This window comes from Pseudoduganella sp. SL102 (assembly GCF_027856995.1).
Taxonomy (GTDB): Bacteria; Pseudomonadota; Gammaproteobacteria; order Burkholderiales; family Burkholderiaceae_D; genus Rugamonas; species Rugamonas albidiflava.
In genome coordinates, this window is sequence record NZ_CP115554.1 from 6,155,831 (window position 1) to 6,181,386 (window position 25,556).

The following is a 25,556-nucleotide window of genomic DNA, read 5'->3' on the forward strand; positions in this document are numbered from 1 at the left end:
TTTCGTGTTACCTCGACGCAGGCCGAAGCCTTCGGATTTTATGCGGCGTCGCGCTTCTGTTCCAGCGCGGTCACGTTGCTGGCGGCTTCATTGGTGACGCCGTCGATGGCGATCTTGCGCGGCCGGAACGCTTCGGGCACTTCGCGCACCAGGTCGATCGTCAGCATGCCGTTGTCGAACGCGGCGCCGGTGACCTTCACGTGGTCGGCCAGCTGGAAGCGCTGCTCGAAGTCGCGGGCGGCGATGCCGCGGTGCAGGAAGGTGCGTTCCACCGCGTCCTTCTGCTTGCGGCCGGTGATCACCAGCGAATCGCGCTCGGTGTTGATGTCCAGCTCGGAACGGTCGAAGCCGGCCAGTGCCATCACGATGCGGTATTTGTCTTCGGCCACCAGTTCCACGTTGTACGGCGGATAGGTGGGCGTCTCGGCGGCGTTCAGCTGGCTGGCCAGGCGGTCGATGCCGATGGCGGTACGGTACAGGGGAGTCAGGTCAAAAGTACGCATGATCATATCCTTTCATTAAGCGATATCGGGTGCGGCCCCCATGCGGGCAACCGCGGGTACAAGGTGGTTTCCAACGAATTTTTTCAGGGCGGGCACGCGGCCCGCCAGGCCCGCCGGAGTGGCGGGCTGCCTCGGCTTCAGGCTACGGCTCAGGCCGCGGCGCGCGATTGCTCGATCGCGGGAGCGCTGTCCGCGCTGCTGCCGATTTCGATCTTGCGGGGCTTCAGGGCCTCGGGCACTTCACGCACCAGGTCGATCGTCAGCATGCCGTTCTGGAACGAGGCGCCGGTGACCTTCACGTGGTTGGCCAGCTGGAAGCGCTGTTCGAAGTCGCGTGCCGCGATGCCGCGGTGCAGGAACGTGCGTTCCGTCGTGTCCTTCTGCTTGCGGCCGGTGATGTGCAGCGTATCGCGCTCGCTGGTGATGTCGATTTCCGAACGGTCGAAACCGGCCAGCGCCATCACGATGCGGTACTGGTCTTCGGAAACGAGTTCGATGTTGTACGGCGGATAGCTGGGCTGGGATTCGGCGCTGTTCAGCATCTGGGCCAGGCGGTCGAAGCCGATGGCGGTACGGTACAGCGGAGTCAGGTCAAAAGTACGCATGATGGATATCCTTTCAAAGTTAAGCGATATCGAGCCGTGGTTCTGCTTCGGCTCACTGTCGGCCCCCTGCTGGGCAACCGATGTACCCAATATACGGCGGGTCAATAAGGTTTCAAGGGGCACTTTTTGAAAATTTTTCGTTTTACTTTCTGAAACATTTCCGCGTTGCCTGCGTGCTACACTCGCCCGCTCGCATCTACCATGATCCCAACCCGACCCTATCGCCGATGACCCTGCCTTTGCCCCTGCGCGCAGCGATCCTGCCAGCGCTCGTAGCGACCACTTTTGCTTCCGCCATCCTCGTCAAGTCCGCCAGCGCCGACCCGCTGCCCCCTTCGGTGGACCAGCCCTATCCCGGCACGATCCAGATGAAGATCGATGCGTCCGATACGGCCCGCAACATCTTCCGCGTCCAGCAGTCGATCCCCGTGAAGGCGGGCAAGCTCACCCTGCTGTATCCGCAATGGGTCACGGCCCAGCACGGCCCGACGGGCGCGCTGCACCAGCTGGCCGGCCTGAAGGTGTCGGCGAACGGCAAGCCGGTGGCATGGAAGCGCGATCCGCTGAACGTGTTCGCGTTCCAGGTGGACGTGCCGCAGGGCGCGAAAACCCTCGAGGTGGAGTACCAGCACCTGTCGCCGAATGAAACCGGCCAGGGGCGCATCGCGATGACGCCGGACATCCTCGGCATCCAGTGGCAATCGATGACGATGTACCCGGCCGGCTACCACGTGCGCCGCATCCCGATCCAGACCACGCTGACCCTGCCCGCCGGCTGGCAATACGGCACCGCGCTGGAGACGGCGTCGCGCCAGGGCGATGAAGTGAAGTTCAAGACCACCGACCTGGAAACCTTCATCGATTCGCCGCTGTTCGCCGGGCGCCACTTCAAGCAGATCGACCTCGATCCGGGCGCGAAGCTGCCGGTGCGCCTGAACATCGTGGCCGACACGCCGGAAGCGCTGGAAGCGAAACCCGAGCAGATCGCGGCGCACCGCGAGATGGTGAATCAGGCCTACAAGCTGTTCGATTCGCAGCACTACGCGCACTACGATTTCCTGTTCGCGCTGTCCGATGAATTCGGCGGCGTGGGCCGCGAGCACCACCAGTCCAGCGAGAACGGCGTGAAGGCCAACTACTTCACCGAATGGAACAAGACGGAAGCCGTGCGCACCCTGCTGCCGCATGAATTCACGCACTCGTGGAACGGCAAGTTCCGCCGCCCGAAAGGCCAGGACGTGCCGAACTTCAACACCCCGCTGGACAACAACCTGCTGTGGGTCTACGAAGGCCAGACCCAGTACTGGGGCCAGGTGCTCACCGCCCGTTCCGGCCTGGCCCAGCAGGCCAGCGTGCGCGACATGATCGCCAACATGGCGGCCACGTATGCCAACGTGCAGGGCCGCACGTGGCGACCGGTGGTGGACACGACGAACGACCCGATCATCAGCCAGCGCCGCCCGCAGGTCTGGCCGAACTGGCAGCGCAGCGAAGATTACTACTCCGAGGGCGCGCTGATCTGGCTGGATGTCGACACGAAGATCCGCGAACTGTCGGGCGACAAGCGCTCGCTGGACGACTTCGCCCGCGTGTTCTTCGGCGTCGACAATGGCGTGATCCAGGCAAAACACTACACGTTCGACGACGTGGTGAAAGCCCTGAACGGCGTGCAGGCGTTCGACTGGGCGCCGTTCCTGAAAAAACGCGTCGAGGAAACCGGCCCGGCGCCGCTGGACGGCCTGGCGCGCGCCGGCTGGAAGCTGGTCTACGCCGACAAGCAGACCGACTTCCTGAAGGGCGTGGAAGACATGAGCAAGACCGCGAACTTCCAGTACTCGCTGGGCTTCTCGGTAGCCAGCGACGGCAAGATCGTCGCCATCGTGTGGGATGGCCCGGGCTTCAAGGCCGGCCTGTCCGGCAATACCACGCTGGTGGCCGTCAACGGGCGCGCCTACAAGCCGGAACTGCTGCGCGCCGCCGTGACCGCCGCCACGAAGGACAGCAAGCCGATCGAGCTGCTGGTCAAGCGCGGCAACGATTACCGCACCGTGCCGCTCGACTACCACGGCGGCCTGAAGTACCCGCGCCTGGAACGCATCGAAGGCACGCCGGACCGCCTGCAAGCGATTTTGCAGCCGCGCAAGTGATCTTAAAGTAAGCCTCTCGCCAGCTGGCCGGCGGGCGCACCTCCTTCGCGGGATGTGCGCCCGCTTTTTTTCGTTCACGCTAGAGTGTGCCGACCTGGAGACCACGATGATCACACTGCATACCTGGACCACCCCGAACGGCCGCAAGCCCATCATCCTGCTGGAAGAACTGGGCGTGCCTTATGAAACCGTGCCGGTCGACATCGGCAACGGCGAGCAGTTCCAGTCCGAATTCCTGAAGCTGTCGCCGAACAACAAGATCCCCGCGATGGTTGATGACAATGCGGACGACAATGCGGACGACGAAGCCGGTGGCGGCCCGCTGTCGCTGTTCGAGAGCGGCGCCATCCTCACCTACCTGGCGGACAAGCATGGCAAGTTCCTGGCGCCCTCCGGCGCGGCGCGCTGGCAGGCCATGCAGTGGCTGCACTGGCAGATCGGCGGGCTGGGCCCGATGCTGGGCCAGCTGGGCTTTTTCTCGAAGCAGGACGATGCGTTCGCGCTGGAGCGCTTCGTCACGGAAGGCGGGCGCCTGCTGACGGTACTCGACACGCAGCTGGGCAAGGCCCGCTACGTGGCCGGGGACGACTACACGATCGCCGACATCGCCTGCTATCCGTGGGTCATGGCAGCCAGCGAGCGCCTGCAGGAGCCGCTGGCCGACGCGCTGGGCAAGCCGAACATCCAGCGCTGGCTGGCGCTCGTCGGTGCCCGGCCGGCCGTGCAGAAAGGCATGCGCTGGAAGCCGCGCGGCTGATGCTCGATCAGTAACCGGCGGAGGATGCTTCAGTAGCGCTTGCGCCTTTGGTGTCGGACACCGGCTCTTTGGTGTCGGACACCGGTTTTCCGCAGCGATCGACGACGCCCGCGCAAAATGCTTTACCTTCCGATACGACACACCTCGTGAAGGTTCACTCTTTCAGATAACGTTCGCTCCACGCGGCGATCAGGTTCGCCACGTAGGTTGCATCATCGCGTTTCGCGAGCAGGTGATCGGCGGTATCGAGCGAGATGTAGCTCTTCGGGTGCTTGGCCGCGATGAAGATGTTCATCGCATTCTCGATGCCGACCGTTGTGTCGTTCGGCGCATGCATCACCAGCAAAGCCTTCCTCAGCGCGCCGATCCTTTCCTTCAGCTTCTGTTCGGCCACGTCGTCGAGGAATTGCTTGCGGATGCGGAACGGCCGCCCCGCCAGCTGTACCTCGGCCTCCCCTTCCGCGGTGATGGTGTCGATCTGGTCGCGGAACAGATGGATGACATGCGAGGGATCGCTGGGCGCCGCGATCGTCACCACGGCCTGCGCTTCCGGTACGAGCCCGGCCACCGCCAGCGTGGCGGCACCGCCCAGGCTGTGGCCGATCAGCAGGCGCGGCGCCGCGAAGTGCTCGCGCAGGTAGCCGGCCGCGGCCAGCAGGTCTTCCACGTTCGACGAGAAATTGGTGTTGGCGAATTCGCCTTCGCTGGCGCCCAGCCCCGTGAAGTCGAAGCGCAGCACGGCGATGCCATGGTCGGTCAGGGCCTGGGCGATGCGGCTGGCCGCAAACACATCCTTGCCGCACGTGAAGCAGTGGGCAAACAGGGCATACGCCCGCGCCGGGCCATCCGGCGCGTCGAGGCGCGCGGCCAGGCTGGTGCCGTGCGCGCCCATGAAGTCGAGTCGTTGTGCCCGCATGAGGGTCTCCGTTGACGGTTGATGTTGCGCCACTGTGCATCGAAAAGGTGGATGGAGACAGTGTACTTTTGGCAGAGCCGCGATGGCGGCGGCCGTGAGGGACACAGCTGGTGCGGCGGCTGCGGCGATGCGGTTGATACATCATGGAAGCCTGCTTCCGCAGCGATGGCGGAAGCAGGGAACCCGTGACCTGCCTACAAGCGATTCTCCGGATCGGTCCGTCGTTCAGGAGGATCGCCCTCCTCGAACCCCGCCACGAATAGCAGCAGCAAGTCGTTGGCAACTTTCTCGTGCCCTGCTTCCAGCAAGTCGTTTGCGATCTTCGTCAGCTCGATCGGCTGCTGGCTGACGCCCAGGCGATCGATTGCATGCCTTGTGACCTTGCCAAGCTCGAACACCAGCTCGGCAACCGTGGTTTTTTCTGTAGCACTCATTCACACTCTCCATTTCTGGGCGCGCGGTCGTCCACGCCAATGACTGTCGCAGGCCTGGCCTGCCCGGTTCGGCGCAGCATAGCAGGTCGCTGGCACGCCAGGCTTTTAGCCGTGCGTGGTCGGAACATGCGTTTTCAAGCCATGATCCCGCGGCGCGACTCGCTGGCATGACTGCCGCCCGGGACGATTCGACATTGCCGTATACACCGCTGCGGAAGTGCGTTGATTCAGCTCTGCCTTACAAGTGGTAACGAGTGATACAGGTCACGATGTAGCCTGTACCCGCCTCAGCCCTTAATCTACCTCTGCCGGCCAATCAATGGCCATGAGGAGAAAAGATCATGGAAAAAATCGCTACCGCAAGCCGTATCCACCCACTGTTTGCCGCCGCAGCCGTCTCGGTGATCGCCTTGAGCGCCACGGGTATCGCCGCCCTGACCGGTGTCCTGCCATCGAGCAAAGCCGAACCGGCCGCGCAAATCCTTCCGGCGGGCCTGGCGGCGCAGCAAGCCATCGGCGCTCCCCAAGCTGTCGGAACGCAGCAGCTGGCAGCGGCACAGCCGGCCGCGCAGCAGCTCGCGCCGCAAGCGCTGCAGCAGCCGGCACTCGCACCGGAGCCGGCCCCGGCTGTGCGCCAGCCGGCCGCGCCGGAACGCGTGGTCGTGCGGGAAATCGTGTACCGCGAACCCGCACCGCGCAAGGTCGTGCACAAGGCGCCGGTCCGCAGCGAGGCACCGCAGCAGCAGCAGCAGCCGGTCTACGCCGCTGCCCCGGTTGCGCTGGAAAGCAAGCCGAACTATGTGGCCATCGGTACCGGCGCCGTGGTCGGCGGCCTGATCGGCAACCAGATCGGCGACGGCAATGGCAAGAAACTGGCGACCCTGGCCGGTATCATCGGCGGCGGCTATGCCGGCAACGAGATTGCCAACCGCGGCAAATAAGCAGGCAAGCAGCAGAACCAGTGGCCGATAAAGCGAGCGGATGAAGTGTCGAGCCGGCCCCGCATGATCAGCAGGCGGGCGCCGGGCAATGCTCGCGCGGGCAGGCGGCAGTGCCCGGCAGGTCTTCCACGTTCGATGAGAAATGTGTATTGGCGAATTCGCCTTTTACCCTGGTGGAATGTCCAAGTTCCACACAGCACTTTGTTACAAAACAGTCATCAAACGTCTTTGACATGACGTAAGTCGCCGTCGAGAATGGCCGCGTATCCCTTAAGTAAAAATTAAGTGTCAGCGCCTTGCCCGAGCGCTGGCTGGCCCCGCTTACCCTGCGGCGGCGCGGCGATACGAGGTCATTCAACACACAAGGACGACTATGAAGAAGACTTTGACGATGTTGTTGTTGGCTACATTGCAGGCTACCGCCACTGCCGCCGGCAGCACGGTGACTTTCTCGAACGGCCAGGAAGGCTGGCATGGCCTGCAACCGCTGGACGGCAATGGCGGTTCCTCGATCGATCACTCGCTCGGCAACGATGCCCCGTCGCTGCGCACCCGGATGGAAAACTTCGGCGTGGCCTGGAGCACGCGCGACAACACGGACTTCGTGCGCGACTATACCCAGATGGGCGGTGTTACCTTCGGCATCGACGTATCGGCGCAGAGCGTCTTCTTCTTCAACCGGCAAGTCACGCGCGACCTGGTACTGGAGCTGCGCGACTACGACAACATGACCAACGGCCTGCCCTACACCAGCGTCTGGGTGAAGGTCGGCACGCTCGATGCCAGCAAGCCCGGCTGGCAGCACCTGTCGGTCACCATCGACGATACATCGGCCACCGCGCTGCCAGCCGGCTGGGGCGGCTACGGGGCGGAAGACAGCACCGGCATGCCCTACCTGCCGTCGAACCGTACTTTCGCCAGCGTGCTGGCCGGTGTCGACGAGGTGGCGTTCACTACCTATGTACCGGGCATGATGTTCGGCTACACCTATTTCGACGTCGCCGTCGACAACATCTCGATCAGCCCGGTACCCGAGCCGGCGCAAGGCGTGCTGCTGCTGACCGGCCTGGCCGGCATCGCCGCCCTGGCGCGCCGCCGGCGCCGCTGACGGTGGCGGTGACGACCCGGCCACGGATTCGGTAGCCGGTAAATGGCGCCTGTTGTACTGGGCGCTGTTTTTTCGCAAGACCAGGGATGCTACTGATCCGACCAGCGACACTTCTTCTGCGCCGGGATGTCTTATTCCGTTGCCAGCACATGCAGTTCGCCCTCCCGCACGATCACGGGCGCTTCCCGCTTTCTGATATTGCTGCGCAATGGCTCCAAGCCAGCTTTCGGGGGTCGTAGTGGAACAGATCCCGGCACCCACATGCGACGCCTGGCTCGTGGCAGGCATATCCTCGGCAGAACCTCCATCGCATGGAACGGAGCACATGACCATTCTTCGGCAACTGACAGTTTTGCCGCGTTACTTTTCGCGGCGAATATAGAGCATAGGATCTCCTTGTCTGCATCGCTACTGCGCACCGGAAGGAGTGGCCCTACAAATCTTCCAAGTTGTTTGACGGATCGCCCGGCATGTGACCCGGGCAAGGCAGTTCCGCCTCCCGTCCAGCAATGCATTCTGCAAAGCGGCCATGGGGACAGACCGTTGTATCAACTTGCAGATTTAAAAAATGGCGCCGAGGCCGATCACTACTATCACTATCAATCCGCTTACCGCCCCCAGCAGGCTGGGTGCCAGGGTTCGGGTCAGCCATCCGATCAGTAGCGCAGCGAACAGAATAACTGCAACGCCGATGATGGCAATGAAGGGCAAGAGGTACCCTGCATTGGCAGACATGTGCGACAGCTTGAAAAATACCCACCATGTGAACAGAGGCGCTGCAAAAGACCAGCAGAAAAAAGCTGCGGCTGGTACGTAATTTCGTATTGAATCTGATTCCGGGGCCGGCATGTTCATCAGCAGTGAAAGAAGGTCACACCGCATTATCCCGCAAGTAGCGCTCTGTTCGCGCTGCCAGCAGGTTTACCGTGTACACCACACCCTTGTGCCTGGTCAGCAGGTGGTTTGTGGTATTGAGAGAGGCATGGCTTTTCAGCGCTTTGCCGCGATGAGGATGTTCAGTGGTCTCGATGCGTACCGTAGTGTCGCCGCCATATGATTACCATCAGCGCCTTCGTCGGTCCTCGACTACCTTGCAAATTTCTTGTCGAATGCTTTTTCGCGCTCCTGGGCGATGGTCTTTTCCTGCCGGTCCATGGCAAGGAAGCCGGCAATTGCCGCAAGAAGAATGATTACAACAATGATTAAGGTTTTTTTCCCCACGATCTCCTCCTTTGCTCTGACTACCTTCCAGTTACGGGCGCCATCCGGCGAAGCTTTCTGACTCGAGTCTCTCGCCGGATTGCGCAATCAAGGTGAATGGCCGCCAGCCGCCAGGTGGATCCCATTCGCCTTCGCCCCCGATGCGGTCCAGCCCGGCATGGTGGAGAACCACGCCATCGATCCCGAGACCGGACTGCTTCCACAGCAGGTTTCCCGTGCGGTCGAATGCGAGCAGTTCCGATGCGGAAGCGGCAAGGACGGCGATGCGGTCATCGAGATGCTCCAGGTCACTGGTGTCATACAGATGTCCAAAGTAGCCGTCCAGTTCATGCCGGCGAATGTCGTTGCGGGAGATGTCGACGACGAATACGAAGCGGCCAAATCCGATATACGCGATGCCACCGACGCAACGCACGCTTCGGAAGCATGAGTTCCCTGCGCTCGCCAGGATGTTCACCTGGGTTATCCGCGCATCGTCGCCCGTTATGGAAACGCAGGCGGTCACGCTCCAGTCGTAGCCTTCACCACGGGCAATAAGGAGATGGTCATGCTCACCGTGCTGCGAGGTGACGAAATCTGCTTTCATGGGTAATTTTTCAGGCTTTATGCATGCGCCTTAGACTGACGCTCCGGCGGAATCGACCTGCGCGGTGAGAATAGCAGACGGATCGCCCTGAAAATCCGCGGATTGTCACGCAGGCCGCGCTCATCGCCAAATACCCCCGGCGAGAACAGGCGAGCGACAGCCTCACGTCACATCGACAGGGTCATGAAGCCCGCATCACCCGAACAACCCATGCAGATACCACCGCGGTTCGGCCTCCTCGTCCGCCCCCGGCAGCCGTTCGCGATACACCCAATAATGCGCGTTGTCCTCACCCTGGGCAATGAAGTAATCGCGCGTCTGCGTGTCGCTCCACCAGCCCGCCTCGATGCGTTCGGCGGCCGACACCATGCGCAGCGGCGAGCAGTAGAAAGGCCGGTGGTCGCGCACCAGCAGCGCGATCGGCTTCGGCAGCAGCCACGTGGGGCGCGGCAGGCCGCCGGGCGGCAGGCAGGCGGCCACGTCTTGCGGGCGGATCTTTTGCTGCACGGGCACCCACGCATTCGCGTGCTCGGGACGGTAATCGGCTTTCGGCGCCGCCTGCAGCACGTTGTCCGCTCCCAGCCGCGCCACCAGCACCTCGAACAGGCGCTGCCGGTCTTCGCTGCTGCCGCCCGGTTCGGGGAACAGCGAATCCGACAGCGGCGCCATCGGCTTGACATGCGGCGCTTCCAGCACCAGCCCGATCACGGGCGCTTCGAGTTCCAGCTTGGCGAGCCGTTCCTTCAGCAGGCGCACCAGGTGGTCGTCACGCCAGACCGCTTCGGCCAGCACAATCTCCACGGGCGTGGGCGGCCGCGCCACCTTGCCCCGCTCGTGCTCCAGCAGCAGCGTGATGCGCTCGACGGCCAGCTGGCGGGCGTTCAGCCAGCCCGTCATCTGCTGCAGCAGGCGGCAGGCGCCGGCCAGCAGCAGATCGGTGTTCTCGATCCGGCCAAACAGCTCCAGCTTGGCATGGAAGGTGGTGGGCGCCTCGATCCAGTGGAACATCTCGGCCGCGTGGCCCAGCGCCGCATCGAGCACGTCGAGCAGCGCACGCCCGCAGCGCCGCTGCAGGCCTGGCCGCGGCAGGCGCGCCACGTCGCCCACCGACAGGCAGCCGATACCTTCCAGCCATGTCATGTAGGGCCGCGCCGGCGGCAGCAGGCTGGCCGGCAGCCGGTGCAGCCGCGCCGTCATTTTCTCCAGCCGGATCGCCCGGCCACCGCCGCCGCGCGCCAGCAGCCAGGCGCCGCGCGCCGTGGGCGCCACGCCCAGCACGGCGGTAAAACCCAGCTTGCGCAGGCTGGCGCGCACCAAGGCGCACAGGCGGCGGATGCCGCCGAACAGGCGCAGGCTGGCGCCCACGTCCATCAGCAGCGTGGCTTCCTCGGCTTCGGCCACCTGCGGCGTGAACTGCAGCATCGCCATCGCCACCGCGTGCAGTGCTTCGCTTTCCCGCTCCGGCGCGCGTTCGTGCAACTGCGCTTCCGGCGCCATCATCAGCGCGCCGCCGCGGCGCATGCCCGGCACGATCCCGGCGCGGCGCGCATCGCCCGACACGGCCAGCACCGCGTCGTGGTCCAGCACCGCGGTGAGCGCGTCAGCCGACCAGCTCGGGCAAAATACTTCGAGCGGGAGCCGGGGCAGGTGCAGGCCGATCCAGAGGCGCATGTCGTTGCAGTAAAGAAGGGGTCAAGGGCAGGAACAATGGCGCATCGCGTTGCGGCCCCCGGCGTTTTACAAAATCGATCTGCAGCCCCCCGGCGGCGGGCCGCAATGCCAGCCGCAACGGCGCCGGCGACGCATCCTGCGCGGCCGCCAGCGGCCGCATCAGGCAGAACAGCGTTTCGCCGCTTTGCGCCGCCAGGTGCAGCCGGCGCAGCGCTTCGCTGCGCACGTGCTGCTGCCACAGCAGCAATGCGCCGCAGCAGCCGCTGCGCAGGATCTGTTCGGCGGCCCACAGCGCATCGGCGCTCTTGCCCGTGTTGCGGATCCACACCAGCTGGGTGGGGGAAATGCCCAGCGCATCGAGCGCCAGCGCCTGCGGGGCATACGGCGGCTGCACCAGCACGATGGGCCGTTTCAAGGCCCCCAGTGCCGGTTGCAGCAGGCGCATTTCGCCGATCCCCGGCTGCTGCAGCAGCAATTCCACCAGCGTTCCCGTCGGCCAGCCGCCGCCCGGCAACTGGGCCGACAGGACCGGGTGTCCGGTGTCGACGCAGCGATCGTGCGATTGCGCCAGTTGCGATGCAAGCCAGAGTGAGGGATGCAAGGCTTCCGGCGCCGCGAGCGGAGCAAGTTGGGCCATGGGTGATGATTCAAAGAAATACTGTATGCCTATACAGTACTATCGATGGGCCGTTTTGACAATGACATTCTGGCAATCGTGTGGCGCCAGCCCGGCTCGAGGGAGCGCCAAGGCACTATGCGACGATGGCTGTTACCGCCGGTGCTTGCCGAAAAACTCCAGCATCATCCGGCTGGCATCCGGCCCTTTGCCGTGGAAGGCGATCATCGTGTCGCCGCCGCTCCACGCATGGTCCAGCGTATCGACCCGCACCACCCGCAGCACCACCTTGCTGCCGACCTGGTAATCGCGGATCTCATGCCCGCTGCGGGTGCCGCGCCGCGTGACCTTGACCGGTGTATCGGCCGGCACGCCGTTCAACAGCAAACTCTGTCGCACGAGCTGCTGCTGGTTCACCGCATGCACCACGGTATCGGCATCGCCCTGGAACAGGATGGCGGGCATCAGCGGGAAATTGGCACGCCGCGCCAGCACTTCACGGATGGCCGGCTCGGTCCGCAAGCCACCGCCATGGCGCATCACGCCCAGCGCGCCGACGGTACCGTGGCCGGCGCCGAACACGGGCCCGGAATGCAGGCCGACCGCCGCGAACAGGTCGGGGAAATTGAGCGCCAGGATATTGGCCAGGCCGGCACCGGCCGAGATGCCGCACACGTAGATGCGGCGCCGGTCGATCGGATACTGCGCCAGCACCTTGCCGAGGATGGCCGCCACCGGCTGCACGTCGCCGCCGCCCTGCTGCGTGGCGCGGTCGAACCAGCGCCAGCAGCGCTGCGCATGCACGGTGACGGATTGCTGCGGATAGAGCACCGCATAGCCCTTCTTTTCCGCCACCGTGTTCATCCGCGTGCCCTGCGCGAACTGGGTGGCGGTCAGCTGGCAGCCATGCAGCATCAGCACCAGCGGCCAGCCATGGTTCCTGCCTTCCTGTGGCACTTCGCCCTGCGGCAGGTACAGCCAGTACTGCATCTGCTGGGCCCCCGCCAGGTGATGGCCGGCCAGCCAGCGCCCGGGCGCCACCGGCGTGGCCGGCGGCGTGCGCGCGCGGGGCCCCGCCACCGCGGCCTTCTTCGCGGGCCGCTTGCGCACGCTGCTCTTCGGCAACGCCAGCATGGACCCGACCATCTTCACCGCCGCCTTTTGCTGGGCGGTTCCCGCCTTCATCAACGAGCGCACCAGGCGCGCGCCGGCATTTCGCTTGACCATGATTCCTCCGTTCTGTCGGGCCTCCCTGCAACGGAGCCCGGCCACACTATTGAATTCCGGTAAGGACGCGAAAAATCCGCTTGCGCTATTCTGGCATGCGCACCGCCGGGCCACGCGCGGCGGCCTTTCCACAAACTGCATCACAGGAGACCAACATGAGCTATCTCGACCGAGACCCGTTTGGCATTTACCGTGACCGCGACAACGATGGCCCCGGCCCGCACCTGATGGGTGCCGACACGCTGATGGGCGAAGACGTGTACAACCGCCAGGAAGAAGACCTGGGCGACATCAAAGAAATCATGATCGACATGCAGTCCGGCAAAATCGCCTATGCCGTGCTGTCGTTCGGCGGCATCCTGGGCATGGGCGACAAGCTGTTCGCCGTGCCATGGCAGGCGCTGCAACTCGATACCGTCAACAAGCGCTTCATCCTGGACGTGGCGAAGGAACGCCTGGAAAACGCCCCCGGCTTCGACAAGGACCGCTGGCCCGACATGGCGAGCGCCGAATTCGGCAGCCAGATCAGCAGCTTCTGGGGCGGCGCCGCGCAGGCGATGCCTGGCCAGATGACCTCCACCGGCAGCGTGATGAGCAGCGGCAGCAGCACGATGCAGAGCGGCTCGAGCTTTGGCCAGAGCCAGTCGGGCAACCTGTCCGGCGGCTCGGGCAGCAGCATGGGCAGCGGCAGCATGGGCAGCAGCAGCGGCCTGTCCAGCCAGAGCGGCGGCCTGGGCAGCGGCACCGGCCTGGGCAGCGACGCGCTGGACCTGGGGCGCGGCGACTCCGACCTGACCGACAAGAACGTCAACCAGGCCGGCGGGCTGTCGAACCAGAACACCAGCATCGACCCGAACAAGAAGTACTGACAGGCCTGGCCGCCGTAATGCCGTTCAGTTAAGCGTAATCCGGCACATTGGAAGCGCATGCATCCACCCCAACAGCGAAGGGCTGGGGTCAGGAGGGAGTCCTGGCATGCATGCCAGGACCGTTGCGCAGGCGCGAAGCATGCTTCGCGAAACCCCTGCTTCACCCCGCCGGGGCGTAGCCGGGGTTTCAAGGAGCATCGCTCCTTGCCGGCGTAGCGGTACTGGCCTGCAGGCCAGTACTCCACTCTGACCCCGGAATTTGCACTTTGGGGTGGACTTAACAGAACGGCATTACCGCTCCGCGCGGCTTTTGACTACCGCTGCATCGACTCCCATACTTTAAACAAGCGCTTGACCGACACCGGCATCGGCGTGCGCAGCTCCTGCGCGAACAGCGAAACGCGCAATTCCTCCAGCATCCAGCGATACTCCACCAGTTTCGGATCGGTATTCTTGCCGGCCGATTTCTCGCGCATCACGCGCAGGTAAGGCTGCGCCGCCTGGTGCCAGTCGGCCATCGATTTCGCATCGCGTGCCGGATCGGTGCGCAGCTTTTCCAGCCGCACGTTCATCGCCTTCAGGTAGCGCGGGAAATGCGCCAGCTGCGCGAATTCGGTATCGAGCAGGAAGCGCTTGTGCACCAGCCCTTTCAGCTGTTCCTGCATGTCGGCCGCGGCCTGCGGGTTGATGCCCTGCAGCCGCTTCGGCAAGCCGTGGAACTCGGTCAGCACCTGCGACACCAGCCGGGCGATCTCGTTCACCAGCAGCACCAGCCGCGACTTGCCTTCGTCCTTGCGCTTGTTGAACGCGGCCGCGTCGAGCGGCAGCGGATCCTGCAGGCAGGCGATGTCGATCGCCTTGGCGATGATCTGGTCGCGCAATTCCTCCTGCGTGCCCATGCTCATGAACTGCATGCCCATCTGCTGCAGGTTCGGGATGCTTTTCTCGACGAACTTGATCTGGTCCTTCATCTGCAGCGCGAACAGGCGGCGCAGGCCGATGCGGTGCGTGCGCGCGGCCACGTTCGGATCGTCGAACACTTCCAGGTCGCAGTGCGTGCCCTTGTCCACCAGCGCCGGGAAGCCGATCAGGGTCAGCTTGCCCTGCACGATCTCCAGCAGTTCCGGCAGTTCGCCGAACGACCATGACGTGATGTTCGTATGCGCGGCGGCAGGTGCCGGCGCGGCGGCTGCCGGTGCCGGCACGGCCGCACCCGGCATGCCACCCGCTTTCACCTCGCCCGCGATACCGCCGTGCTTTGCGCCCCTGTCCTGACTCTTGTCCAGCCCCTTCTCCGCCCGTCCTCCGCCCAGCTGCGCCAGCGAAGCGGCGGATGCGGGCGGCGCGTTTTCCGCCATCCTCTGGAAACTCTGCCGCGCCTGGATGCCGTATTCCGCCTGCAGGGTGGCCAGGTTGCGGCCCATGTCCAGCTGGCGGCCATGCTCGTCGATCACCTTGAAGTTCATGAAGTGGTGCGCCGGCAGCTGTTCTGGCTTGAAGTCGGAGGTCAGCACCGTGATCGTGATCTGCTCGCGGATGTCGGCGATGATCGCGTCGACCAGGTCGCCGCGGCCGAACGCCTGCTTCTCGTGGATGCGGTCGCAGAACTTCTGCGCATACTCGGGCAGCGGCACCATGTGCCGGCGCAGTTTTTGCGGCAGCGATTTCAGCAGCAGGTGCACCTTTTCCTTCAGCATGCCCGGCACCAGCCATTCGCAGCGCTCGCGCGACAGCTGGTTCAGCGCATACAGCGGCACGTGCAGCGTGACGCCGTCGCGCACCGTGCCCGGCTCGAAGTGATACGTGAGCGCCATCTCCACGCCGGCGGCCAGCAGCTTCTTCGGAAACAGCTCGGTCGTCACGCCGGCCGCCTCGTGCCGCATCAGGTCTTCCTTGACGAGGTACAGGATCTTCGGCTCGGCCTGCGCGGCCTTCTTGTACCAGGCTTCGAAACCGGCGCCGTTGACCACGTCGTGCGGGATCAGCTTGTCGTAGAACGCCTCGATCAGCTGGTCGTCCACCAGCACGTCCTGCCGGCGCGACTTGTGTTCCAGGTTCTCGATTTCCTTCACCAGCCGGTGGTTGTGGGCGAAGAACGGCGCGCGCGTGTCGTAGTCGCCGGCCACCAGCGCATCGCGGATGAAGATCTCGCGCGCCTCGGCCGGATTGTGCAGCGCATAGTTGATGCGGCGCTGGCTGTAGATCGTCAGGCCGTACAGGGTGGCCTTCTCGGCCGCCGTCACCTGTGCCGGGCGCTTTTCCCAGCGCGGTTCGCCCCACGATTTCCTCAGCAGGTGCGCGCCGATCTTTTCCAGCCACTCAGGCTCGATCTTCGCAATGGTGCGCGCGTAGAGCCGCGTGGTCTCCACCAGTTCGGCCGCCATCACCCACTTGCCGGCCTTCTTGCCCAGCGAGGAACCGGGCCAGATATTGAACTTGATGCCGCGCGCGCCCAGGTAGCCGGGATCGTCCTCCATCTTGAAGCCGACGTTGCCCAGCAGGCCCGTGAGCAGCGCCATGTGCACCTGCTCGTAGGTGGCCGGCGTTTCGTTCATGCGCCAGCCCTGCTCCTTGACCAGCGTGAGCAGCTGGGAATGCACGTCGCGCCACTCGCGCAGCCGCACCTGCGACAGGAAGTTGGCACGGCAGTTGTCCTGCAACTGGCGATTGGTCTTCTTGTGCTCGATGGCTTCCTCGAACCAGCGCCAGATCCTGATGTAGGAAAGGAATTCGGACTTTTCATCGGCGAATTTCTGGTGCGCCTGGTCGGCCGCCTGCTGGTGCTCGATCGGCCGGTCGCGCGGGTCCTGCACCGACAGCGCGGCCGCCACGATCAGCACTTCGGTCAGGCAGGTGAAATCCTGCGCGGCCAGGATCATGCGCCCCACGCGCGGATCGAGCGGCAGCTTGGCCAGCTTGCGGCCCAGGTTCGTCAGCCGGTTGTCGTCATCGACGGCGCCCAGTTCCTGCAGCAGCTGGTAGCCGTCGGCGATCGCGCGCGCCAGCGGCGGTTCGATGAACGGGAACGTCTCCACGTCCGCCAGGTGCAGGGACTTCATCCGCAGGATGACCGACGCCAGCGACGAGCGCAGGATTTCCGGATCGGTAAACTTCGGCCGCTTGTTGTAATCCTCTTCGTCGTAGAGCCGGATGCACACGCCATCGGCCACGCGGCCGCAACGGCCGGCGCGCTGGTTGGCCGCGGACTGCGCCACCGGTTCGACCTGCAGCTGCTCGACCTTGTTGCGGTAGCTGTAGCGCTTCACGCGCGCCAGGCCGGCATCGACCACGTAGCGGATGCCCGGCACCGTCAGCGACGTCTCGGCCACGTTGGTGGCGAGGACGATCCTGCGCTGGTTCGTGGTGCGGAACACGCGGTCCTGCTCCTCCACCGACAGGCGGGCGAACAGCGGCAGGATTTCCACGTGCGGCGGATGGTGCTTGCGCAGCGCCTCGGCCGCATCGCGGATCTCCCGCTCGCCGGGCAGGAACACCAGCACATCGCCGGGACCGATGCGGCATACCTCGTCGACGCCATCGAGGATGGCATCGATCAGGTCGCGCTTTTCACGCGCGGCGGCGGCCGTGCGCAATTGCGGTTTCGCCGCATTCGCGCCTTCCGGCAGGGTGACCGGCTCGCGTTCCACCGGCCGGTAGCGCACTTCCACGGCATACAGGCGCCCGGAGACCTCGATCACCGGCACCGGCGGCTTGCCGTGCTGGCTGAAATGGCGGGCGAAACGCTCGGCATCGATGGTGGCGGACGTGATGATCACCTTCAGGTCCGGCCGGCGCGGCAGCAGCTGCTTCAGGTAGCCCAGCAGGAAATCGATGTTCAGGCTGCGTTCGTGCGCCTCGTCGATGATGATCGTGTCGTAGCCCTTGAGCAGCGGGTCGGTCTGGGTTTCGGCCAGCAGGATACCGTCCGTCATCAGCTTCACGTACGCGCCCTTGTGCAGGGTATCGTTGAAGCGCACCTTGTAGCCCACGTGCTCGCCCAGCGGCGAGCCCAGTTCCTGGGCGATCCGCTTGGCGGTCGAGGAAGCGGCGATGCGGCGCGGCTGGGTGTGGCCGATCAGGCCCTTTTGCCCGCGGCCCAGCTCCAGGCAGATCTTCGGCAGCTGCGTGGTCTTGCCGGAACCGGTCTCGCCCGAGACGATCACGACCTGGTGCTTCGACAATGCCTCGGCAATCTCGCCCCGCCGGCCCGACACCGGCAAGTCTTCCGGGAACGTGATGGGCGGCAGCGGATTGCGGAACAGGCGTTCGGCCTCGCGCGCGGCAACCTGCTCGGGCGTCGGTTTTTCGCGCGCGCCACCCTGCCTCGGCGCGCGCTTTTCGCCCGCGGCACCCTGCTCCGGCGTTGCTTTTTCCCGTGGCGCGCCGCCGCGGCGGCCGTCATCGCGGCGCGGGGTACGCGCTTCGTTCGTTTTCGGGGAAGAAGAGGAAGGGGACTGCTTGATGGCTTCAGACATTGTTTTTACGAGGTTTTGCTGCGAGTTTTACGACGAATGCCGCGCAGCGAATTATAATGCGGCGCATGGAAAATCCCGTCGAATTCGTCCAGTGGCTGCGTTCCGTCGCGCCTTATATCCACGCCTTCCGCGGCAAGACGTTCGTGGTGGCCTTCCCCGGTGAACTGGTGGCGGCCGGCGCCCTGCCGGTGCTGGCGCACGACCTGTCGCTGCTGCACGCGCTCGGCATCAAGGTCGTCGTCGTGTACGGCTCGCGGCCCCAGGTCGCCGAACAGCTGGCGCTGCGGAACGTCGAGGGCCGCTTCCACAACGGCATCCGCGTCACCGATACCGCGGCGATGGAATGCGCCAAGGAAGCCGCCGGCGAACTGCGCCTCGATATCGAAGCCGCGTTCAGCCAGGGCTTGCCGAACACGCCGATGTCGAACGCGGCGATCCGTGTCATTTCCGGCAACTTCGTCACGGCTCGCCCGCTCGGCGTCATCGACGGCGTGGACCTGGAACTGACCGGCGTGACCCGCAAGGTCGATGCCGAAACGATCCACTCGATCCTGGCCGCCGGCGGCGTGATCCTGCTGTCGCCGCTGGGCTTCTCGCCCACCGGCGAAGCGTTCAACCTGACGATGGAAGACGTGGCCGTCTCGGCCGCCGTGGCGCTGCATGCGGACAAGCTGATCTTCATCACCGAGACCGAGATGCTGCGCGACCTGGCCGGCACGGAAATCCGCGAACTGTCGTCGCACATGGCCGAAGCCGTGCTGCAGGCGAATTTCCTGTCGCCGGAAAGCGCGTTCTACCTGCGCCACTGCGTCAAGGCCTGCAACAGCGGCGTGGAACGTTCGCACATCGTGCCATTCGCGATGGACGGTTCGGCCATGCTGGAACTGTTCACGCACGATGGCGTGGGCACCATGATCAGCCATGAGAACCTGGAAAGCCTGCGCCCCGCCACAATTGAGGACGTCGGCGGGATTATCAAGCTGATCGAACCGCTGGAAGCGGACGGCACGCTGGTCAAGCGCGGCCGCGAGCTGATCGAACGGGAAATCAATTATTTTTCCGTCATCGAACACGATGGCGTGATCTTCGGCTGCGCCGCGCTGTACCCGTTCCCGGAAGAGAAGATGGCCGAAATGGCATGCCTGACGGTCAACCCCGAAGTGCAGGCCCAGGGCGATGGGGAGCGGATCCTGAAGCACATGGAAAACCGCGCGCGCGCTTCCGGCATCACCAGGCTGTTCGTGCTCACCACCCGCACCGCGCACTGGTTCATCAAGCGCGGCTTCGTGCCGGCCACCGTGGATGCGCTGCCGAAGGACCGCCAGCGCATGTACAACTACCAGCGCAAGTCGCAGGTGCTGGTCAAAACGCTGTAAGCGGCGTTTGCCCGAGAAGCTTTACAATGCACGTTTCTGCACACTGAGGAGCACCCGAGATGGCCCGTACCGTCCAATGCATCAAACTGAACAAGGAAGCCGAAGGCCTGGACTTCCCGCCGTATCCAGGCGAACTGGGCAAGAAGATCTATGAATCCGTGTCGAAAGAGGCCTGGGCGGCCTGGCTGAAGCACCAGACCATGCTGGTCAACGAAAACCGCCTGAACCTGGCCGACGTGCGCGCCCGCAAGTACCTGGCCGCGCAGATGGAAAAGCATTTCTTCGGCGAAGGCGCCGACGAAGCCCAGGGCTACGTGCCGCCGACGGCGTAAGCACTGCTCCCTCAGCAAAACGGCACCCGCGGGTGCCGTTTTTCATTTCAAGGCGCTGTCGGCCTCGTTTGAACCCAGGCGCAAACCCTGGGGTGAGACCCCCGTCACCGCAAACGACCGGGCTTGCCGCCAGCGGTATCGGGGGTCTGACCCCGGCAGTTGCCGCCGCTTGCCAGCTCAACAAACCCTGCGGGTCTCACCCCGGCAATTGCCGCTGGCTTACCAGCTCAGCGTCTTCACGCCCTCGGCGGTCCCCAGCAGGCACACATTGGCGCCGCGCGCGGCGAACAGGCCCACGGCGATCACGCCGGTCATCTGGTTGATGGTGTTTTCCAGCCCGACCGGATCGGTGATCGACAGGCCGGCCACGTCGATCAGGTGGCCGCCGTTGTCGGTGACGAACGGCTCATCGGTACCCGGCTTGACGCGCACCTTCGGCTGGCCGCCCAGCGCCGCCAGCTGGCGGAACACGGCATTGCGGGCCATCGGGATCACTTCGACCGGCAGCGCGAACTTGCCCAGCGTGCCGACCAGCTTCGAGCCGTCGGCGATGCAGACGAACGATTTCGACACCGATGCCACGATCTTCTCGCGCGTCAGCGCCGCGCCGCCGCCCTTGATCATCGCGCCGGAAGCGTCGATCTCGTCGGCACCGTCGATGTAGACGGCGATCGAGTCCACCTCGTTCAGGTCGAACACGGGAATGCCGTGGCCTTGCAGGCGCGCCGCGGTGGCTTCCGACGAGGCCACGGTGCCCTTGATGCGATGCTTGATGGCGGCCAGTTCGTCGATGAAGAAATTGGCGGTCGAGCCGGTGCCGACGCCGATGATTTCGCCGTCGACCACGTAGCCGATGGCGGCGCGCGCCACGGCCTGTTTCAGTTCGTCTTGAGTCATGATTGAGGATAGGGGATTACGGATTCGAGGGCCGCCATTTTAACAGCGCACCGGGCGGCCTTTGTGGGAAAATAGCCAATCTCCATAGGTCAGCCCAACAGAACATGACATCCACGCCCACCGCCCCCACCGACTCTTCCCCCGCCGCGCCCGCCACCGCGCCCACGGTCCTGATCGTCGACGACAGCCGCGTTTCCCGCCTGGTGGCGCGCCAATACATCCTCGCGCTGCACGCCGACTGGACCGTGGTGGAAGCGGCAACCGGCGAGGAAGCGCTTGCCAGGGCGCCGGAAGTGCGGCCGCAACTGGTGCTGATGGACGTGAACATGCCCGGCATGGGTGGCATCGCCTGCGCCGAGAAGCTGCGCGCGCTGCTGCCCGATGCGCATATCTCGCTGCTGACGGCCAATGTGCAGGACGCCACCCGCAACCGCGCCAGCGAAATCGGCGTCGGCTTCATGGAAAAGCCGATCACGCCGGAACGCATCGCCCGCCTGACCGCCCTGCTGGGGCATTGACATGGTCGCCGCCATGGTCGCGCTGACCGAGCTGGAACACGACGCGCTGGTCGAGATCTTCAACATCGGCGTGGGCCAGGCCGCCGCGGCGATGAGCGGCATCGTCGGCGAGGAAGTCACGATGTCCGTGCCGTCGATCACCTTCCTCAGCCGCAGCGAAGCTGCCCAGCTGCTCGAGGAGGCGCACCGGAACAACCAGGGTTCTCCCGATAACAGCGGCAACGAACGCATCTGCGGCGTCAGCCAGCATTACGAAGGCGCGTTCTCGACCGAAGCGCTGCTGATGTTTCCCGAGGACAAGAGCCTGGAAATCGTGCGCCTGATGGTGGGCGAGGCGGTGCCGCTGGCCGAGCTGTCCGGCATGGAACAGGAAGCGATGAGCGAGATCGGCAACATCATCCTCAATTCCTGCGTGGGCACGCTGGCCAACATCTTCCAGCAGGAACTGCACGGTTCGCTGCCGGTCTACCACGTGGGTTCCAGCGACGAGATCCTCGACGCCACCGGCACCCGCGCCGATACCGTGGTGATGATGCTGCACATCGACTTCATCCTGGAAAAGCACCAGATCCACGGCTACGTCGCCTTCATCCTCGACGTGACCGCCCTCACCGACCTGAAGGAACAGATCGACCGCTACCTGCAACGCGCGATGGGACTTCAATAAGGATGCACCCGTCCCGCCTGCCCTTGCTGGAAAGCGTGCTGGAAGCCGTCAGCGCCGGCATCGTCGTCGTCGACCAGGACCGCCGCATCGTGCTGTGGAATAAATGGATGAGCCGCCATACCGGCTGCGCCGCCCACAAGGCGCTCGGCATGGACTTGTTCGAGCTGATGCCCGAGCTGCGGGGCGGCCGCGTGGAAGCCGCCGTCACGCAGGCGCTGACGAACCATTTTTCGTCGCTGCTGTCGCCTACCCTGAACCGCGCACCGTTTCCGCTGTATTCGAACCCGGCCGCGATCGCGCGCAGCGACCGCATGCAGCAGGCCATCGCCGTCACGCCGCTGGCGTTCCCCGACGGCCAGGGCGGTTCCCACTGCCTGATCCAGCTGAACGACGTGAGCATGGCCGCCGCCCGCGAAAAGCTGCTGCGCGAACAGACCGAACTGCTGCGCATGCAGACCTTCTCGGACGGCCTGACCGGGGTTGCCAACCGCCGCGCATTCGATGCCGCGATCGACCGCGAAGTGCGGCGCGCCAAGCGCAACGGAGGCATGCTGTCGCTGCTGATGATCGACATCGACCATTTCAAGCCCTACAACGACCACTATGGCCACCAGAAAGGCGACTGGTGCCTGATCCAGGTGTCGGCCGCCCTGCAGGCGCTGCTGCAGCGCTCGGTGGACATGCTGGCCCGCTACGGCGGCGAGGAATTCGCCGTGATCCTGCCGGACAACGATCCGCGCCAGGCGCTGCGCATGGCCGAAACGCTGCACGAGCGCGTGCTGCAGCTGGCGATCCCGCATGAATACGGCGGGCCGGAACAGCAGGTCACCGTCAGCATCGGCGTGGCCACGCTGCAGGCGGGCCAGCCGGCCGTGCCGGCCGCCCTGATCGGCGCCGCCGACGGCGCGCTGTATGCCGCCAAGCGCCAGGGCCGCAACCGCATCGTCTCGGCCCTGCCCGAACAGGCGCCCGGCGGCCAGGCACCGTAAAGTACAGTAACGTGATGTGATGTGATGTGATGTGATGTGATGTGGCGTGATGTGATGCGCGCGCGACCGGCGCAGCCGGCCATCGCCACAACTACCGCTGCTGCAGGATCTCGCGGTCGATCGCCTTCAGCGGGACGGTCTTTTCCACGCCGCCGCGCTTCACGGCTTCCTTCGGCATGCCGTAGACCACGCAGCTTTCCTCGTCCTGCGCCACGGTGCGGGCGCCGGCCTTGCGCATTTCCAGCAGGCCGGCGGCGCCGTCGTCGCCCATGCCCGTCATGATGATGCCCAGCGCATTGGCGCCCGCGTGCCGGGCCACGGAGCGGAACAGCACGTCCACCGAGGGCCGGTGCCGGTTCACCAGCGGGCCGTCGATCACGTCGACGCAATAGCGCGCGCCATCGCGGCGCAGCAGCATGTGCTTGCCGCCCGGCGCGATCAGCGCGCGGCCCGGCAGCACGCGGTCATTGTGCCGCGCTTCGCGTACTTCGATCTGGCACAGCTTGTCCAGGCGGTCGGCAAAAGCAGCCGTGAACTTCTCCGGCATGTGCTGGACGATCACGATGCCCGGCGTCACGCGCGGCAGCGCCGTCAGCACTTCCTCGAGCGCCAGGGTGCCGCCGGTCGACGTGCCGATGGCCACCACCCGCTCGGTGGTCTGCAGCGGCGTGCGGGCCTCGGCCACCGGCGGCAGGATCGCATCGGCGGTCAGCTTGGCAGGCGCCTGGGCGGGCGCGGCCGCGCGCGCGGCGAGCCGGCGCACGTTGACCTGCGCGGCGGCGCGGACCGCGCTCACCAGCTCGGCGGAACTGTCGTTGAGGAAGTCCCGCAAGCCCAGTTTCGGCTTGGCGATCACGGCCACCGCGCCCGCGGCCATCGCCGCCATCGTGGTCTGGGCCCCCTTCTCCGTCAGCGTCGAGCAGATGATCACCGGCGTCGGGCGCTCGGCCATGATCTTCTTCAGGAAGGTGATGCCATCCATGCGCGGCATCTCCACGTCCAGCACGATCACGTCCGGCCATGCCTGCTTCATCCGCTCGATCGCCAGCAGCGGGTCCGACACGGCGTGCAGCAGGCGGATGCCGGGCGCCGCCGCCAGCATTTCACCGACGATCTTGCGCACCACGGCCGAATCGTCGACGACCATCACATTCACAGGCTTCATCAATTCCCACGACCCTTCCATGGATGCGGCAAGGCCCGCGCACGACGCGCCCGCATGGCGCCGGGCCGGCGTGGCCAGGCCACGCGCCGCGCTCCGTCATGGGGTTCGTCCAGGCGCACCTTGCCGATCATGCGCCTTGCCGCCCAGGTACCTTGCGGCCATGCACCTTGGCCGTCATGCGGCCTGGCGATCGCGCGCCTGCCCCGCCGCGGCCTTGCGGTACACCGACGGTACCACGGGCTGCACGGCGTTGCTGATGTCCTGCAGGCTTTCCGAATGGCCGATGAAGAACTGGCCCCCCGGCTTCAGGCGCGACGTCACGCGCGCCACCACCTGCCGCTTGGTCTCGGCATTAAAGTAGATCATCACGTTGCGCAGGAAAACTATGTCGAACATGCCGAGCTCATTGGGCAGCTGGGTGTTCAGGTTCACCTGCCGGAACTGCACGCGCTGGCGCAGCGCCCGGTCGACCAGCAGCGTGCCCTGCTGCTCGCCGATGCCTTTCAGGCAAAAGCGCTTCAGGTAGCCGGGCGGCACATGCGAGGCCCGCTCCATCGGATAGTGCGCGACGCGGGCGCGCTGCAGCACGCGCGTGCTGATGTCGGACGCCACCACTTCCCATGCCGCGTTACCCAGCACGTCGGCCAGCACCATCGCGATGCTGTACGGCTCCTCGCCGGACGAACAGGCGGCGCTCCACACGCGGAACGGCGTGGTGCCGCTCGTGCCGTGCGCCGTGGCCGCTTCGCGCAGCAGGTCGAAATGGCGCGCCTCGCGGAAGAAGTAGGTTTCGTTGGTGGTCAGCAGGTCGACCGCGACCTGGGCCTCCTCCGGATGCCGCCCGTCGGCCAGCAGCTCGAAATACGCGTCATAGCTGTCCAGCCCGAAGTGGTGCAGCCGCTTGGCAAGCCGGCCGCTGACCAGCGCCTTCTTGGCATCGGACATCGTGATGCCCGCGATGTCGAGGATGAAGCGCTGGAAGCGCGCGAATTCGCGCTCGTTGATCGCGATCGCGCTCATGCCGCCTGGGCTTCGCTGTCGACCAGCGTGGCCAGCCCGTCCAGCGCCAGCACATGCGCCACGTTCAGCAGGATCACGAACTTGCCGTTCACCTTGGCCATGCCGCCGATGAAGTCGCCGCGGATGCGCGTGCCGAACGACGGCGCCGGCTCGATCTCGGCCAGCGCGATGTCGAGCACCGCGCTGACGGCGTCGACCACCACGCCCGTCACCTGCCGTTCGCCATCGGCTTCCAGTTCGACGATGACGATGCAGGTGCGCTTGCCCGGCACCGCCAGCGGGCGGCCGAAGCGGGCCGCCAGGTCCATCACGGGCACCACGGCGCCGCGCAGGTTGATCACGCCGCGGATCGATTCCGGCATCATCGGCACTTCGGTGATGCCGGAAAACTCGATGATTTCCTTCACGGCCATGATGCCGATGCCGAACGCTTCGCCGCCCAGCATGAAGGTCAGGTATTGCGCGGATTCGCTTGCCGCCGCGCCGCTGTCTTGCTTGGTGTGTTTCATGATCGGT

The 25,556-nt window shown here is 65.2% G+C and carries 25 protein-coding genes; 10 read left to right on the forward strand and 15 right to left on the reverse strand.

Going from position 1 to position 25,556, the window contains the following annotated elements:
• Positions 1-38 precede the first annotated feature (38 nt).
• Complete coding sequence (locus tag OU994_RS26050; RefSeq protein ID WP_281608285.1) at positions 39-503, reverse strand: Hsp20 family protein; 465 nt, start codon at positions 501-503, stop codon at positions 39-41.
• Between the two features lie 149 nt (positions 504-652).
• Positions 653-1,108, reverse strand: a complete 456-nt coding sequence (locus tag OU994_RS26055; protein ID WP_131144408.1) for an Hsp20 family protein — start codon at positions 1,106-1,108, stop codon at positions 653-655.
• 227 nt (positions 1,109-1,335) lie between these two features.
• Between OU994_RS26055 and OU994_RS26060 the strand changes: the two genes are divergently transcribed.
• Positions 1,336-3,255 (forward strand): M61 family metallopeptidase, encoded by a 1,920-nt coding sequence (locus OU994_RS26060; protein ID WP_281608286.1) that lies wholly within the window; start codon positions 1,336-1,338, stop codon positions 3,253-3,255.
• Between the two features lie 106 nt (positions 3,256-3,361).
• Entirely contained in the window at positions 3,362-4,012 is a 651-nt protein-coding gene (locus OU994_RS26065) for a glutathione S-transferase family protein (protein ID WP_281608287.1), read from the forward strand.
• Positions 4,013-4,166: 154 nt separating this feature from the next.
• On the opposite strand, the gene OU994_RS26070 is transcribed toward OU994_RS26065, so the two are convergent.
• Both OU994_RS26070 and OU994_RS26075 read right to left on the reverse strand, forming a co-directional pair.
• Positions 4,167-4,928: a S9 family peptidase gene (locus OU994_RS26070; protein WP_281608288.1), complete on the reverse strand. Its 762-nt coding sequence runs from the start codon at positions 4,926-4,928 to the stop codon at positions 4,167-4,169.
• A 194-nt stretch (positions 4,929-5,122) separates the two neighbouring features.
• A complete protein-coding gene (locus OU994_RS26075; protein WP_281608289.1) occupies positions 5,123-5,362 on the reverse strand; it encodes a hypothetical protein in 240 nt (79 codons plus the stop codon).
• Positions 5,363-5,703: 341 nt separating this feature from the next.
• Between OU994_RS26075 and OU994_RS26080 the strand changes: the two genes are divergently transcribed.
• Positions 5,704-6,303 carry a glycine zipper 2TM domain-containing protein gene (locus OU994_RS26080; protein WP_281608290.1) on the forward strand — a complete coding sequence of 200 codons (600 nt, stop codon included), beginning with the start codon at positions 5,704-5,706 and terminating at the stop codon, positions 6,301-6,303.
• Positions 6,304-6,694: 391 nt separating this feature from the next.
• A complete protein-coding gene (locus OU994_RS26085) occupies positions 6,695-7,411 on the forward strand; it encodes a PEP-CTERM sorting domain-containing protein (protein WP_281608291.1) in 717 nt (238 codons plus the stop codon).
• 561 nt (positions 7,412-7,972) lie between these two features.
• On the opposite strand, the gene OU994_RS26090 is transcribed toward OU994_RS26085, so the two are convergent.
• From OU994_RS26090 to OU994_RS26115, 6 genes are all read right to left on the reverse strand, one after another.
• On the reverse strand, positions 7,973-8,260 hold the full coding sequence (locus OU994_RS26090; protein ID WP_281608292.1) for a hypothetical protein: 288 nt from the start codon (positions 8,258-8,260) through the stop codon (positions 7,973-7,975).
• Positions 8,261-8,497: 237 nt separating this feature from the next.
• A complete protein-coding gene (locus OU994_RS26095; RefSeq protein WP_281608293.1) occupies positions 8,498-8,632 on the reverse strand; it encodes a hypothetical protein in 135 nt (44 codons plus the stop codon).
• Positions 8,633-8,663: 31 nt separating this feature from the next.
• The gene (locus OU994_RS26100) at positions 8,664-9,218 is read right to left on the reverse strand and encodes a hypothetical protein (RefSeq protein ID WP_281608294.1); all 555 of its coding nucleotides are present in this window, start codon (positions 9,216-9,218) and stop codon (positions 8,664-8,666) included.
• A 195-nt stretch (positions 9,219-9,413) separates the two neighbouring features.
• Positions 9,414-10,889: a DNA polymerase Y family protein gene (locus OU994_RS26105; protein ID WP_281608295.1), complete on the reverse strand. Its 1,476-nt coding sequence runs from the start codon at positions 10,887-10,889 to the stop codon at positions 9,414-9,416.
• Positions 10,819-11,526: a translesion DNA synthesis-associated protein ImuA gene (gene imuA / locus OU994_RS26110; protein ID WP_131144400.1), complete on the reverse strand. Its 708-nt coding sequence runs from the start codon at positions 11,524-11,526 to the stop codon at positions 10,819-10,821. The genes OU994_RS26105 and imuA overlap by 71 nt, the downstream gene beginning before the upstream one ends.
• A gap of 132 nt (positions 11,527-11,658) precedes the next feature.
• Positions 11,659-12,732 (reverse strand): PHB depolymerase family esterase, encoded by a 1,074-nt coding sequence (locus tag OU994_RS26115; RefSeq protein ID WP_281608296.1) that lies wholly within the window; start codon positions 12,730-12,732, stop codon positions 11,659-11,661.
• Positions 12,733-12,887: 155 nt separating this feature from the next.
• On the opposite strand from OU994_RS26115, the gene OU994_RS26120 reads away from it, so the two are divergent.
• Complete coding sequence (locus OU994_RS26120; RefSeq protein WP_281608297.1) at positions 12,888-13,601, forward strand: PRC-barrel domain-containing protein; 714 nt, start codon at positions 12,888-12,890, stop codon at positions 13,599-13,601.
• Between the two features lie 314 nt (positions 13,602-13,915).
• On the opposite strand, the gene hrpA is transcribed toward OU994_RS26120, so the two are convergent.
• Entirely contained in the window at positions 13,916-18,076 is a 4,161-nt protein-coding gene (gene hrpA / locus OU994_RS26125) for an ATP-dependent RNA helicase HrpA (protein WP_281608298.1), read from the reverse strand.
• A 65-nt stretch (positions 18,077-18,141) separates the two neighbouring features.
• Here hrpA and argA point away from each other — a divergent pair, with 65 nt between their 5' ends.
• Both argA and OU994_RS26135 read left to right on the forward strand, forming a co-directional pair.
• The gene (argA, locus tag OU994_RS26130) at positions 18,142-19,452 is read left to right on the forward strand and encodes an amino-acid N-acetyltransferase (protein ID WP_131144396.1); all 1,311 of its coding nucleotides are present in this window, start codon (positions 18,142-18,144) and stop codon (positions 19,450-19,452) included.
• A gap of 59 nt (positions 19,453-19,511) precedes the next feature.
• On the forward strand, positions 19,512-19,784 hold the full coding sequence (locus OU994_RS26135; protein ID WP_131144395.1) for an oxidative damage protection protein: 273 nt from the start codon (positions 19,512-19,514) through the stop codon (positions 19,782-19,784).
• Positions 19,785-20,003: 219 nt separating this feature from the next.
• Here the strand turns inward: OU994_RS26135 and rpiA are convergent, their stop codons facing one another.
• The gene (rpiA, locus tag OU994_RS26140) at positions 20,004-20,681 is read right to left on the reverse strand and encodes a ribose-5-phosphate isomerase RpiA (protein WP_281608299.1); all 678 of its coding nucleotides are present in this window, start codon (positions 20,679-20,681) and stop codon (positions 20,004-20,006) included.
• Positions 20,682-20,785: 104 nt separating this feature from the next.
• Between rpiA and OU994_RS26145 the strand changes: the two genes are divergently transcribed.
• Genes OU994_RS26145 through OU994_RS26155 form a run of 3 tightly spaced genes read left to right on the forward strand, consistent with a single transcriptional unit; the run spans position 20,786 to position 22,855 of the window.
• Entirely contained in the window at positions 20,786-21,199 is a 414-nt protein-coding gene (locus OU994_RS26145) for a response regulator (protein WP_281608300.1), read from the forward strand.
• Positions 21,200-21,212: 13 nt separating this feature from the next.
• Positions 21,213-21,866 (forward strand): chemotaxis protein CheC, encoded by a 654-nt coding sequence (locus OU994_RS26150; protein ID WP_281611725.1) that lies wholly within the window; start codon positions 21,213-21,215, stop codon positions 21,864-21,866.
• 2 nt (positions 21,867-21,868) lie between these two features.
• A complete protein-coding gene (locus OU994_RS26155; RefSeq protein ID WP_281608301.1) occupies positions 21,869-22,855 on the forward strand; it encodes a sensor domain-containing diguanylate cyclase in 987 nt (328 codons plus the stop codon).
• A 91-nt stretch (positions 22,856-22,946) separates the two neighbouring features.
• Here OU994_RS26155 and OU994_RS26160 read toward each other — a convergent pair whose 3' ends face one another.
• From OU994_RS26160 to OU994_RS26170, 3 genes are all read right to left on the reverse strand, one after another.
• The gene (locus OU994_RS26160; protein ID WP_281608302.1) at positions 22,947-24,020 is read right to left on the reverse strand and encodes a chemotaxis response regulator protein-glutamate methylesterase; all 1,074 of its coding nucleotides are present in this window, start codon (positions 24,018-24,020) and stop codon (positions 22,947-22,949) included.
• 174 nt (positions 24,021-24,194) lie between these two features.
• Complete coding sequence (locus OU994_RS26165) at positions 24,195-25,040, reverse strand: protein-glutamate O-methyltransferase CheR (RefSeq protein WP_281608303.1); 846 nt, start codon at positions 25,038-25,040, stop codon at positions 24,195-24,197.
• Entirely contained in the window at positions 25,037-25,549 is a 513-nt protein-coding gene (locus OU994_RS26170) for a chemotaxis protein CheW (protein WP_218943752.1), read from the reverse strand. Before OU994_RS26170 ends, OU994_RS26165 begins: the two co-directional genes overlap by 4 nt.
• Positions 25,550-25,556: the final 7 nt, after the last annotated feature.